The organism is Paenibacillus xylanilyticus (genome assembly GCF_009664365.1).
Lineage (GTDB): Bacteria > Bacillota > Bacilli > Paenibacillales > Paenibacillaceae > Paenibacillus > Paenibacillus xylanilyticus_A.
On the sequence record NZ_CP044310.1, the window covers coordinates 1,958,646 to 1,971,460 of the forward strand.

Consider the following 12,815-nt stretch of genomic DNA (forward strand, 5'->3'; position numbering starts at 1 on the left):
ATTTTATCCTTCTTTCTGTAAAACCTTCGGTTCTTCTTTCTTCTTCCGAGGATCTTTGAACTTGAATATTTTATCCAAAATTCTAAACACATGTTTGGACTCTTTGGTTAATAACGGTCCAAGAATGGCCAGAATCAGTACGTACAGTGCGGCAAACGGCTGGAGAAGCGGCAAGAGTCCACCGGCTTTACCCATGTTGGCCATGATGATCGAAAATTCACCGCGGGATACAATGGTTAAACCAATATTAGCAGAAGCTTTTGGAGACAGTCCCGCACTGCGTCCAGCCAGCATGCCTGCCAGGAAGTTACCGAATAGCGTAATCACAACAGCAATCAGAGCCAGCCATACGGCTTCTCCGCCAAGGGACAGAGGATCAATGGACAATCCGAAGCTGAAGAAGAAGATGGCTCCGAAGAAGTCACGGAACGGCAGGATCAGATGCTCAATCCGTTTGGCGTGTTCTGTCTCTGCAAGGACCAGACCAACTAGTAATGCACCGATGGCCTCGGCCACGTGAATGGTTTCGGAGAATCCGGCTACCAGGAACAATGCACCAAAAATCACAAGTGAAAACAATTCATTGGAGCGTATTTTAAGCAATTTGTTGAGCAGTGGAGTCGCTTTGCGCCCCAGTATGATGACAATAAGCATGAATCCAAGCGCGATAAGCGCGGATACGATGACGCCTCCGATCGAGGATGAGTCACTGAGCACCAATCCGGATAGGATGGAGATGTACACAGCCAGGAATACATCTTCGAACATGATAATTCCAAGAATCATTTCCGTTTCCGGATTGGCAGTACGTTTCAGATCGACTAACACCTTGGCCACGATGGCACTGGAGGATATGGTGGTAATCCCAGCAATAACAAGTGCCTCAGCAGGTGGGAAATTGGATGCAAATCCGAAAACTAATCCAAGCGTAAAGTTAATCGCGATATAGATCGAACCGCCGACGGCAATGGATTTACCGGATTTGATCAGACGTCCTACCGAGAATTCCAATCCGAGATAGAAGAGCAGGAACAGGATACCAATCCGGCCCATAAATTCGATGAAAGGCTGACTTTCAATAAAACGGAAGTCCAGATGCCATATTTTCATGGCATGTGGACCAACTGCCATCCCGATCAGAATGTAAAACGGGACGACCGAAAAACGCAATTTGGCAGATAAGAGGCCAGCGGCAGCAATTAGAACGAGCGCCAGACCTACTTCAAAAATCAGATGATCCATCGACTCACCCCCTTCCGGTCAGGAGGAGGGATTTGAAGAGTTTCTGTTGGTTGCGCTCGCCAACGGCAACAACGGTAGACTCTGCAGTAATCACGACCTCAGGACCGGGGCTGATATGTTTTTTGTGGTTTTTCTCTACAACGGCAATAACCGTTGCCCCAGAGTTTTGACGTACGTCCAGTTCACCGATGGACTTGCCAATGCATCCATAGGAGGCTTCGACTTTGTACCATTCGATAATTAGATCGTCAAAAGTAACTTCAATATTTTCAAGCTGTTTAGGCTTATAGGTCAATCCGCCAACGATAGCGGCAATTTGTCTGGCTTCATAATCATCAAGTGTAATCATGGAGATGCTTTGATCCGGATCGTCGTATTCAAAATGGTACATTTCACGCCGTCCGTCATCATGAATAATGATCACAATTTTATCTCCACTGCTCGTTTCAATCTGGAACTTCTTGCCGATTCCCGGCAAATCTGTTTCACGTACATCCATGGATAATATGCCTCCTTAAATTGAGGGCTGGCCACAGAAGACAGGCTTATTTCCCGAAAATAGAATGATCTGTATTTGGAAGAAACATTAAATGATGCGGGCAAACAGAGCCAGGTACTCCTGACACACAGCCGTATACATTGAATTTTGAAAGAAATTGGATATGACAAATACAATATCGTGACACACTGTTAACTTTGTCGTTAACTAACGTTTGCTTAAAGGGTTATAAGTTATGCACAAGTACACCGTCTATTGGACAGAGATGTCTCTATGCATGGCAACCAAACATACGGTGCAACGCTTAGTGAAGGGCGTTTACGTATCTTGGTGCATGAGGGGCGAGGGACAAATACATACTGGTGAATTTAATGGGTAGCAGAAATAATCTGCGCTTAAACAGACAAATCAACGGTTTAAAGGGCAGACGCGGAGTAGGAATTCGCAGCATCAGCAATAAGGCAAGCACCAAAAATACAGGCTTGTTATTCGTCACTGCAATCAGCTTGACCATGACTTGCGAGTATTTGCGGATAGCAGGTTTTTGCTGAGTTTCGGGTATTTGCAATAACACTTCCTTATTGGAAGTGGCATCAACGGATACGCCAACAGCGGATTCTGTCTGCATCGGAATAGGGAAGCACAACGCTTGGAACAAACACAAAATGATGATAAAAGCACTGCGGAGCATTCTAGGTTGTTGTCTCATTTTGGCTTCCCCCCTTTTCCGTGAAACATACTGTTATCAAAATAATAACACATTTTTGTCTGAACTCCAAACCTCTTTACAAATATACTGAGAAATGATGACACGCTTTCCATCAATCCGCTTCGTATATCCCCCTCGGCCTTGCCATATACTTTGAACAGGAAGGAAAGGAGTGATTCTTGTGGAGCTGTTCGCCGTATGGACCGATGTGTCAGGGCAAGAGGAAGCAGATCAATTTTATCGCTGCATCAAAGAAAAAACCAAAGGTTTACATATAAGCAAAAGAGGTTTCCGGCTCACTTTCAAACATAATGACGGCAAAGCAGCCTGGGTCTGCAGAGGGAATGAAAATCACGTGGATTTTCAGCAGTGGCTGCCTCAGATCAGTGACTTGCTTGCCAAAGGACTGGCTGATTTCATTATGGATACCCGGGAGCGCTCCATTGTAGAAAACATGATTTCCAAGGCCTGTTCCGTTATGGATGAATATGAAGTGGAGAAGGTACACCGGATCTGCATGCCCTTGTTATTTAACGGTGATCTGGATCAGCCAGGGCTTCGAGAGAAACGGCGCTTAACCCTCGCAAATGGTCTTAGACATGATCTGGAGGAGGTTCATTTCTTTCACCTGGAAGGCATTCTTCATTTTCGAATGAAGCAATACAAGCAGGAACTGCATGAACTGGTGGAGTACGCACTGGATGAATTTTGGATGGATCGCCAATACGAAGAATTCATGGGATTGTTAAAATATTTTGTGTTCTTTCAGGAAGCCAAAGTTCCGTTGGTTCATCTGGTCCACAAAGGCTCGCATGAATTTCAGGTTCTAGATGCAGGGTTTAACCAGCTCCCTGTACAAAAAGATGAGCAAGTCGTCGTGGAGATGCCTGGTCTTGAACTGGAAATGGATATTGAAGACATGATTGTAAGCACACTTATCTCGATATCTCCCGAAAAAGTGATGCTTCATACAAACACACCCGATCTGCCGATTATATCGACAATTCGCCAGATCTTCGAGGACAAGGTTCAATTATGCCATCATTGCCCGGAGTGTGAAGTGCTTCGTTCCGGCCTCCTGTCAGGCCTTGACGCAAGTGATCTCGGCAATTATAATAACTGTTGATCCATGAAATAATTAACATGTTTTATGGATGAACTTTTACCAATAAGCAAAAGCGTTGACAAAGACAAGGACCATACGCACGGTCGGTGCAGAGAGAGGGAACCAGGCTGAAATTTCCTCCGGATGCCACGTTTGGTTTACCCCTTTGTAGCTGCAGTTTTGAAAACGGAGATGAATGTCATCGTTCCGTGAGTAAGGATATGCCGGGTCATGCCCGTTACCGTCATGCCAATGAGGGCTGTATTTTCAATTAAGAATGAAGCAGCTGAATTAGGGTGGAACCACGAGTATACAACACTCGTCCCTTTACCGGGACGGGTGTTTTTTGCGTTCTTTGCCAATCAGCAGGAATAGCAATAGATCATCAGTCCATGATGTTGATGGACAAGGTTACATTTACAGGAGGAATGAGACAAATGGCAGTTAACATTAAACTACCGGATGGTTCCGTACGTGAGTACGCCGATGGCAGCAGTATTGAGGACGTAGCAGCATCCATTAGCAGCGGATTGCGTAAAAACGCCGTAGCAGGGAAACTGGATGGAATTGTGGTGGACTTGTCGACCAAACTTCACGAGGGAGCTTTGGTAGAGATCGTAACTTTTGACTCACCAGACGGACTTGAAGTGATGCGTCATAGTACAGCTCACTTGCTCGCTCAAGCTGTGAAGCGCCTATATGGCAGCAAAGAGGTTCACCTTGGCGTTGGACCTGTCATCGAAGACGGATTTTACTATGATATGGACCTGGAACACCCGCTTAACCCGGAGGATCTGCAAAAGATCGAGAAGGAAATGGAACGTATCGTAAGTGAAAACCTGCCAATCGTACGTAAGGAAGTCAGCCGTGATGAAGCAATCAAAACGTTTGAAGAAGTGGGCGATCCTTACAAGCTCGAATTGATTCGTGATCTTCCGGAAGACAGCGTAATTACCATTTATGAGCAGGGCGAGTTCTTCGATCTGTGCCGTGGACCGCACGTACCTTCCACAGGCAAGATCAAAGTGTTCAAATTGATGAATGTCGCTGGTGCATACTGGCGTGGTGACAGCAAAAACAAAATGCTGCAGCGTATCTACGGTACTGCTTTTGTGAAAAAGGCTCAGCTGGATGAGCATCTGCACTTCCTGGAGGAAGCTCGTAAACGCGACCACCGCAAGCTTGGTAAAGAGCTTGAAATGTTCACGTTCTCCCAATTGGTCGGACAAGGTCTGCCAATCTGGCTGCCAAATGGCGCCAAACTGCGTCGTACGCTGGAGCGTTACATTGTGGATCTGGAAGAAAGTCTTGGATACCAGCACGTATATACACCGGTTCTCGGTAATGTGGAATTGTACAAAACGTCCGGACACTGGGAGCACTACCAAGAGGACATGTTCCCTAAAATGGTAATGGATAACGAAGAACTCGTACTCCGTCCAATGAACTGCCCGCACCATATGATGGTGTACAAGTCCAGCATGCACAGCTACCGTGACCTGCCGATCCGAATTGCCGAGCTCGGCATGATGCACCGGTACGAGATGTCTGGTGCACTGACTGGCTTGCACCGCGTTCGTGCGATGACCTTGAACGATTCACACATTTTCTGTCGTCCAGATCAGATCAAGGAAGAATTCGCTCGTGTTATTGAATTGATCCAAACGGTTTACAAGGATTTTGGTATTCATGAATATCGCTTCCGCCTGTCTTACCGTGATCCGCAGGATACCGAGAAATATTTCCAAAACGATGAAATGTGGGAAATGTCCCAACGCATGCTGCGTGAAGTTGTGGAAGAACTCGACTTGCCTTTCTATGAAGCAGAGGGTGAAGCAGCATTCTATGGTCCGAAACTCGACGTGCAGATCAAAACAGCACTGGGCAAGGAAGAAACATTGTCCACCGTACAGCTGGACTTCCTGCTTCCAGAACGATTCGAACTGGAATATGTCGGAGATGACGGTCAGAAACATCGGCCGGTCGTTATTCACCGCGGCGTAATCAGTACAATGGAACGTTTCACTGCATTCTTGCTGGAGAACTTTGCGGGAGCATTCCCACTGTGGCTGTCTCCTGTTCAAGCAAAAGTCATTCCGGTATCTGGAAACTTCGACGATTATGCACGTGAAGTGGAAGCGAAACTGAAGCGCGCGGGAATTTCTGCCGAGGCTGATTTGCGCAACGAGAAGCTTGGATACAAAATCCGTGAGGCACAACTGGAGAAAATGCCTTATATGTTTGTTGTTGGGGAGAATGAGCGCAGTGCTGAATCTGTGTCTGTGCGTAAACGCGGAGAAGGCGATCTCGGCATGAAACCTGTGGATGAAATCGTAGCTCAACTGAAAGAAGAAATCAGCACAAGATCAATATAAATATATGCATTAGAGAAAAACCGTCAGGGCATGGCCTAATCCATGCTCCTGGACGGTTTTTTGCTATTATTTACGTGCTGGAACCTAGTGGAGTAGAAAATGTATAAGCATTTTGCTTTTTGGAAAACCTTTGCAGTAAGGGGGAGGTTTTAAAATGAAAAAGCAAAACGCAATGACAACAAAACAATTACGGGTTCTGATTTCAATGATGGTCATCTCCATTGGGTTGGTATTGTCCTGGAATCAGGCAGAGGCGTATACATTTGAAGAGGAAAATGAAGTAATGCATGTAATCAAACGGGAGAATCAAGCTGCAACGCGCCATGTAGAAAGTCAGTCCGAGGTATCGATCCATGATTATGAATACAGTGATCAGGTACAGGTCACGACGATGGTCTATATGGCTTTATTGTGGTCTCCACAGCCCATTGTCATTCCTAAACCGGATGTCCCAGGCAAGCAGCTTGTACTCGACCCATCCATGCCTGTAATGGCACCGCGCTCAGAACAGGTACTGGGGACTCAAAAAGTGACCGCAACGGGTTACACGGCAGGTATAGAGTCAACCGGTAAAGGACCGAAACATCCTCAGTATGGTATTACTTACTCCGGAGTGAAGGTACGAAGAGACAAAGAGACGGTGTCAACCATTGCTGCTGACCCCAAATTATTCCCGCTTGGTTCCATTCTCTATATTCCCGGATATGGTTACGGTATCGTGGCGGACACAGGTTCAGCCATCAAAGGTAATAAAATTGACCTTTATTTTCCGACCACGAAGCAAGTGTATAAGGAATGGGGCAAAAAGGACGTCGAGGTACAGGTGATTAAACAAGGCGACGGAAAATGCACGGAAAAGATGCTGGACGAGTTGTCTGAAGCGATCGATGTGTATAAATCCGTGCCGGATTCATGGTTAGACAAGGCTGTTTAATCTGGGATGTTAAGGATGAATAACTGAAGTGCTCTCTTCACATAATATTGACTGGGGACGAACCCCGCGCAGCAGCAGTGCAGCGTAAATATGAAGAGAGAGGTGATTCGTTGTGGCTAAAAGAACACAAGGACAAGGGTACCAAACGCCAAACGAGAAGTACAATGAAGAGTTTGGACAAGAAACTGCGGCAAGCAAAGTGAAGCAATCCCAGCAAAACAAAGTACAAGAAAATTTCCAAACACCTGATGAAAAATACAATGCAGAGTTCGGTGTAGAAAACACTGGACAAACAGGCCAAGTAGGCCGTGCAGGCAAATTTCAAAAATAAATAAAGATTCAGGCACCCTGGAGCAAACGCTCCGGGGTGTTTTTAGTTTTTGATAAATTTTACATTAATATCCTCAGTCCTCCGTCTGGAGACCGAGACGAATTCCATCTGCCGCCGCTGTTATCGAACCCTTGTCTGAGGTACACTGGGTACAGAATACAGACGAAGGAGACATGAGCGATGAAACGATCTATGCGAGACCGCTGGTGGGTTGGCATACCGTTGATTGCCGTTGGTGCAATCATTTTGTTTCGGCAATTGGGTTATGACATTGATATAGGATATATATTTAGAACATATTGGCCGCTGTTTCTAATCTGGTGGGGCGTAAAAGGAGTGACTGAAATTCGTCGCAATGGCGGTTATGCCATGATTGGACCCGTCATTGTACTAGCTATAGGCGGATACTTCCTGTCACGAAATCTCGGCTGGATTGATTATTCCATGGGTGAGTTCATTCGTTATCTCATTCCAATCATGTTAATTGGAGGAGGGCTGTTTGTTCTGATTGGGCCTCGTCGCCGGGATCGCAAACATCAGGACAAAATGCAGCCACCACCGCCGCCTGAACCTTATCAGCCCTTGTCTTCCGAGGACCTGGAAATGCCTTCTTCTTTTGATGAGCAATTCGAAAAGACATTTGGGAAACCCAAACAGGAGCCTAAAAACTACCATTATGATCCATACGCCAATGCGGCTGAAGATGAATTGCATCAGGGACAGCAGCATAAGAAAAAGCATCATTCTCATTCCCATGGTCCAGATGGAAACGGGTATGGAAGCCACTATGGTGATGACGGATACGGAAGTGAATATGGAGATTACGGCAACAGAGACACCGTTAACAAATCAGCATTTATCGGTGACCTCTATATGGGACAGGAGGTGTTCTCCCTTAAACCAATGAATATCTCGGCGTTTATCGGTGATACGGTCATCGACTTGACGAAAGCCCAAATCCCTTATGGCGAAACCAAAATCAACATTTCCTCATTTATTGGGGATGTAAAGGTATTCGTGCCGGAAGACATGGATCTGGGAGTCACTGTCACCACGAACTCCTTTATAGGAGACATGTCGCTGTTGAACCAAAAACGGGGTGGATTCCTCAGCAGTGCCCAGGCGGAAACTTCCCATTACCGGGAAGCAGGAAAAAAGGTTCGGATCGTAGTAAGTGTATTTATCGGAGACGTCAAAGTAAATAAGGTGGGTTAACGCATGATTCGAACGATTCTCAAGGCCAACAAGTGGGAACTGATGATGTATTTTGTCCTGACCGGGCTGATTACACTGGGCGGGTTCTACTTGCTGTACGGAGAGGTGTTAATGGGAACAGGACGACAGCGCGCATGGACGTATGTGGCTGTCGTTGTGCTGGCGACTATAGTTACCGGATATATTGCTGCACTGCGGCTTCAGCGCAAAATCGACCTGCTCGATCTGAATATGCTGAAAGTATCCAAGGGTAACTTGGCCGTTCGCATGCCTGAGGCAGATGATGCCTCTTTCGGCCGGGTATATCAGGAGTTTAACGTCATGATGGATTCGATTGAGAAAAAAATGAGACTGCTCCAGCGTCTGGGCGAGCAGGAAGTGATCGAAAAAGAACAGGCTTCCGAACGAGCGGTGCTTGAAGAACGCAGACGGATGGCGAGGGATCTGCATGATACGGTCAGCCAGCAGTTGTTCGCCATTCATATGTCAGCGTCTTCCCTGCCCAAACTGCTGGAGATGAATCCGGAGCACGGAAACAAAGTACTCGACCAATTAATCCAAATGTCGCATATTGCACAACGTCAGATGCGTGGTCTTATTGCGCAGCTTCGTCCGGTGGAACTTGAAGGAAGGGACCTGGCGGAGGCACTCGATCGATGGTTCCCGGATTATTGCAGACAGAACGGATTAAAGGGAGTGAAAGAGTTGGAACTGGATGGCGGCGTCTCGGATGCCATCGAGCACCAACTGTTTCTTGTTATTCAGGAGGCCGTCGCCAATGTAGTGAAGCATGCGGAGGCTGGCCTTGTTAGTCTGTCCATACGGGAGAGCGAGCATCAGATCAGCATGAGCATAAGCGATGACGGTCAGGGCTTCATGCAGCAAGTGGAGCGGCCAGGGTCCTATGGATTGTCCACCATGCGTGAACGGGCAGAAAAGCTTGGCGGGGATGTCCAGATTATTTCAAAACCGGGAGCGGGAACGACAGTACGGGTGCTTATCCCGAAATTCCCGGATGAACCAGAGGGGGAAACGGAATGACCGGAAAAGTAAATGTAATGATTGTAGACGATCATGATATGGTGAGAATGGGCTTGAAAACGTACCTGATGCTTGAGCCAACATTTCATGTCATGGGAGAAGCGGGAAATGGACAGGATGCGCTTAACCAGCTCCGCAAGCTGGATCAAAGTGAGATGCCTGATCTTATATTGATGGACCTGATGATGCCTGTCATGAACGGGGCCGAGGCAACGCAAGCCATCATGAGTGAATTTCCGGGTTCCAAAATAGTTATGCTTACTAGTTTTCTTGAGGATGATCTGGTGGTGCAGGCCATTGAGGCGGGAGCCGTCAGCTATGTCCTGAAGACTGTATCTGCTGAAGAATTAATCTATGCGCTTCAGGGAGCCTATCGGGGAATGCCTGTCATGACGGGAGATGTGTCCCAGGCATTAACCCGGGGGATCAGGCAGCGCACGGCGAGAGAGAACGAATCCGGTCTGACCGAACGGGAGAAGGAAGTTCTTTTGCTCATTGCAGAAGGCAAAACCAACAAAGATATTGGAGAAGAACTACATATTAGTATCAAAACCGTCAAAACACATGTAAGCAACCTACTAATGAAGTGTGAAATGGATGATCGTACACAACTGGCCATTTACGCTCATCGTCAGGGTTGGGTGAAGAACAAGGACTAAAATGCTGATTTAACGGGAAAAATGTTCTATTATTGCGTGCTTTTATCTCCTTTTTAATTGTTTTTAAGGTACGGTTAAGGTTTAAAGTACAAAATAAGGACAGTTAAAGAATATCTCTTGTGAAAAAGAGATTGGGAGGTAGAAAGCATGGACGAACGTAATTATAGACCGAACCGTCAAGACGAGGAAGACCAAACAAAGCAAGCGGATAACCGCAATACATCCGGAACGGACGAATCCTCTTACTATTATTCTTATGGGCCTTTTCAGTCTGTGAATAATGAAGATACAGCAAGCAGTCATGTAAGTCATAGCAATCGTGAAGAGGGCAATGTACAGATCACAAGACCCGATCCTGTCAAGCCGCTTCCGATGTATTACAATAATGGATCTTCCGAACAGGCGGGCCGGGGCAACGGAGGCAGCGGTTCCGGAAACGGTGGAGATGGTGGCAGCGGTGGTAAAAACGGAAATGGAAACTGGAACTACAACAACCGTAAGCCTCGCTCCTCGGTCAGATCATTATTGTTTTCCTTTATAGCAGGGATGCTGGTCATTACAGTACTGATGTACACGGCAGACCGCACGAACATGTTTACTCCGCAAGAAGCCTTAACAAGTGCAGAGAAGCAAAGCACAAGTCAGGAATCGACTTCTACGAATACGGGCAGCAGCAATAATGTAACTGCATCACTTCTGCCAACAGGTAAAGAGGATGTCTCTTCTGTAGTGACGAGCACAAGTCCTGCGGTTGTAAAGATTGAAACATTGGCTAAGCAGTCCACACGCAGTGGAAGCCAAGGTGGATCCACGATGAGTGATCCGTTATATCAATACTTCTTCGGTAACGGAGGTAACGGAAGCGGTGGAACGGATAGCAACCAAGGCCAACAGCAGCAGCAGGGAAGCAATCAGCTTGTTCCGCTCGGCATTGGTTCCGGATTTATTTTTGACAAAGAAGGATATATCCTGACGAACCAGCACGTTATTCAAGGTGCAGATGTCATTCAGGTTACACTGGAGAACAACAGCAAACCTTACGAAGCCAAACTGCTGGGAAGCAGCTTCGATCTTGACCTTGCCGTATTGAAAATTGAGAAAAACAGCGGTGACGATGATTTCCCTGTTGCTCCGCTTGGCGACTCAAACAGCACACAGGTTGGTGAATGGCTTGTTGCCATTGGTAACCCAGAAGGGTTCGAGCATACTGTAACTGCAGGTGTACTGAGTGCCAAAGAACGTACAATCAGCATTCCGGACGAAGAAACAGGCAAAACCCGCGAATACAGCCATCTGCTGCAAACCGATGCGTCGATTAACCCAGGTAACTCAGGTGGTCCGCTGCTTAACCTTAACGGTGAAGTCATTGGTATGAACGTAGCCGTTAGCGCTGATGCGCAAGGTATTGGATTTGCGATTCCTTCAAGCGTCATTTCGGATGCCGTGAAATATCTGAAAGAAAATAAAGAAGTTCCAAAAGAACCGGTACCGTTCATCGGTGCGTCCCTGATGGCGCTGACGCCTGAAGTAGCGAAACAAATGGGAACGGATATTACTGAAGGTTCTGTCGTAGCCAGCACCATCTATCAGTCTCCGGCTTACCAAGCCGATCTGCGTGCCTATGATATCATCACGGGTGCGAATGGAACGCCGTACAGCACAAGCCAAGACCTGATTGATTTCATCAAAACTCAGGAAATCGGCAGCGAAGTTACGCTGAATGTGGTACGCGATGGCAAGAAGATGGATGTCAAAATTAAAATCGGAAACAAAAATGACTATGATACTTCACAAACATCGGATCAACAGCAGCAAACACAACCATAACTTGAATGGTAGTTCGAGATTCAGAAGAGCGGAAGGGTTTGAGGGCCCTTTCGCTTTTTTTGTCCTAATGAAGGCATCATTACAGATACCGAGCAAAAGCTTGGAGAAGCGAAAAATGCGGCCAAGATGCAGACTTCGCTTCTGGCTGTTACAATGAGATTAAAATGTGAGAATAAAGGAGAAAGACCATGCGCTCAACTATTTTGATTGTGGATGATGATGAAAAAATCGTGTCCATGCTCCGCCGGGGGCTGGCGTTTGAAGGTTATGAGGTACAGACTGCTTCCAATGGGGCTGAGGGTCTCAGTAAATTGATGGATAAGGAACCGGATGTAGTCGTGCTGGATGTGATGATGCCTCAGATCGACGGTTTCGAAGTATGTCGCCGATTAAGGGAAGCCGGAAGCAAAGTACCTGTGCTTATGTTAACCGCGAAGGACGAGGTTCAGAGCCGGGTGACCGGTCTGGATACCGGAGCGGATGATTATCTGGTGAAGCCATTCGCTCTGGAAGAATTACTTGCTCGTGTCCGGGCCTTACTGCGTCGCAAATCAGATATTGCAGAAACGCCGGATAACCGGCTCGTCTACGAAGATATTATATTGGATAATGACTCACGTGAAGTGCTGCGTGACGGGAAACGTCTTGAGCTGACAGCGAAGGAATTCGAACTATTGAACTTGTTTATGCAAAATCCGAAAAGAGTACTCTCACGTGATCTGATCATGGATAAGATCTGGGGCTATGATTATAGCGGGGAGTCAAACGTACTGGAAGTATATATTGCGATGCTCCGGCAAAAAACGGAAGAGTATGGAGGCAAACGCTTAATCCAAACGATTCGGGGAGCGGGTTATATTCTGAGAGGTGACTCCTGA

General features: G+C 46.7%; 12 protein-coding genes. 9 read left to right on the top strand and 3 right to left on the bottom strand.

Annotated features, from left to right (window positions below; all coding sequences use genetic code 11):
• Positions 1 to 3 precede the first annotated feature (3 nt).
• The 3 genes from F4V51_RS08935 to F4V51_RS08945 all read right to left on the bottom strand — a co-directional run bounded on the left by F4V51_RS08935 (position 4) and on the right by F4V51_RS08945 (position 2,450).
• A complete protein-coding gene (locus F4V51_RS08935) occupies positions 4 to 1,242 on the bottom strand; it encodes a cation:proton antiporter (RefSeq protein WP_153977710.1) in 1,239 nt (412 codons plus the stop codon).
• A 4-nt stretch (positions 1,243 to 1,246) separates the two neighbouring features.
• Complete coding sequence (locus F4V51_RS08940) at positions 1,247 to 1,741, bottom strand: cation:proton antiporter regulatory subunit (protein WP_153977711.1); 495 nt, start codon at positions 1,739 to 1,741, stop codon at positions 1,247 to 1,249.
• 304 nt (positions 1,742 to 2,045) lie between these two features.
• The gene (locus F4V51_RS08945) at positions 2,046 to 2,450 is read right to left on the bottom strand and encodes a hypothetical protein (RefSeq protein WP_095359083.1); all 405 of its coding nucleotides are present in this window, start codon (positions 2,448 to 2,450) and stop codon (positions 2,046 to 2,048) included.
• Positions 2,451 to 2,622: 172 nt separating this feature from the next.
• Here F4V51_RS08945 and F4V51_RS08950 point away from each other — a divergent pair, with 172 nt between their 5' ends.
• The 9 genes from F4V51_RS08950 (at position 2,623) to F4V51_RS08990 (ending at position 12,815) form a co-directional block, all read left to right on the top strand.
• Positions 2,623 to 3,576: a putative sporulation protein YtxC gene (locus tag F4V51_RS08950; protein WP_153977712.1), complete on the top strand. Its 954-nt coding sequence runs from the start codon at positions 2,623 to 2,625 to the stop codon at positions 3,574 to 3,576.
• Between the two features lie 416 nt (positions 3,577 to 3,992).
• Entirely contained in the window at positions 3,993 to 5,930 is a 1,938-nt protein-coding gene (gene thrS / locus F4V51_RS08955) for a threonine--tRNA ligase (RefSeq protein WP_153977713.1), read from the top strand.
• 283 nt (positions 5,931 to 6,213) lie between these two features.
• Positions 6,214 to 6,864, top strand: a complete 651-nt coding sequence (locus tag F4V51_RS29370) for a 3D domain-containing protein (RefSeq protein ID WP_153980627.1) — start codon at positions 6,214 to 6,216, stop codon at positions 6,862 to 6,864.
• Between the two features lie 112 nt (positions 6,865 to 6,976).
• Positions 6,977 to 7,195: a hypothetical protein gene (locus tag F4V51_RS08965; RefSeq protein WP_153977714.1), complete on the top strand. Its 219-nt coding sequence runs from the start codon at positions 6,977 to 6,979 to the stop codon at positions 7,193 to 7,195.
• A 180-nt stretch (positions 7,196 to 7,375) separates the two neighbouring features.
• Positions 7,376 to 8,410 (top strand): cell wall-active antibiotics response protein LiaF, encoded by a 1,035-nt coding sequence (liaF, locus tag F4V51_RS08970; RefSeq protein WP_153977715.1) that lies wholly within the window; start codon positions 7,376 to 7,378, stop codon positions 8,408 to 8,410.
• Positions 8,411 to 8,413: 3 nt separating this feature from the next.
• Complete coding sequence (locus F4V51_RS08975; protein ID WP_201281190.1) at positions 8,414 to 9,451, top strand: HAMP domain-containing sensor histidine kinase; 1,038 nt, start codon at positions 8,414 to 8,416, stop codon at positions 9,449 to 9,451.
• Positions 9,448 to 10,110 (top strand): response regulator, encoded by a 663-nt coding sequence (locus F4V51_RS08980; RefSeq protein WP_153977716.1) that lies wholly within the window; start codon positions 9,448 to 9,450, stop codon positions 10,108 to 10,110. Before F4V51_RS08975 ends, F4V51_RS08980 begins: the two co-directional genes overlap by 4 nt.
• Before the next feature lie 147 nt (positions 10,111 to 10,257).
• Positions 10,258 to 11,937, top strand: a complete 1,680-nt coding sequence (locus F4V51_RS08985) for a S1C family serine protease (RefSeq protein WP_153977717.1) — start codon at positions 10,258 to 10,260, stop codon at positions 11,935 to 11,937.
• A gap of 188 nt (positions 11,938 to 12,125) precedes the next feature.
• Entirely contained in the window at positions 12,126 to 12,815 is a 690-nt protein-coding gene (locus tag F4V51_RS08990; RefSeq protein ID WP_095288273.1) for a response regulator transcription factor, read from the top strand.

Bases quoted from the DNA above. Each gene is read 5' to 3' on its own strand.
- F4V51_RS08990 (WP_095288273.1), top strand. From the start codon at position 12,126: ATGCGCTCAACTATTTTGATTGTGGATGATGATGAAAAAATCGTGTCC.
- F4V51_RS08985 (WP_153977717.1), top strand. From the start codon at position 10,258: ATGGACGAACGTAATTATAGACCGAACCGTCAAGACGAGGAAGACCAA.
- F4V51_RS08940 (WP_153977711.1), bottom strand. From the start codon at position 1,741: ATGGATGTACGTGAAACAGATTTGCCGGGAATCGGCAAGAAGTTCCAG.
- F4V51_RS08980 (WP_153977716.1), top strand. From the start codon at position 9,448: ATGACCGGAAAAGTAAATGTAATGATTGTAGACGATCATGATATGGTG.
- thrS (WP_153977713.1), top strand. From the start codon at position 3,993: ATGGCAGTTAACATTAAACTACCGGATGGTTCCGTACGTGAGTACGCC.
- F4V51_RS08975 (WP_201281190.1), top strand. From the start codon at position 8,414: ATGATTCGAACGATTCTCAAGGCCAACAAGTGGGAACTGATGATGTAT.
- F4V51_RS08945 (WP_095359083.1), bottom strand. From the start codon at position 2,450: ATGAGACAACAACCTAGAATGCTCCGCAGTGCTTTTATCATCATTTTG.
- liaF (WP_153977715.1), top strand. From the start codon at position 7,376: ATGAAACGATCTATGCGAGACCGCTGGTGGGTTGGCATACCGTTGATT.
- F4V51_RS29370 (WP_153980627.1), top strand. From the start codon at position 6,214: ATGCATGTAATCAAACGGGAGAATCAAGCTGCAACGCGCCATGTAGAA.
- F4V51_RS08935 (WP_153977710.1), bottom strand. From the start codon at position 1,242: ATGGATCATCTGATTTTTGAAGTAGGTCTGGCGCTCGTTCTAATTGCT.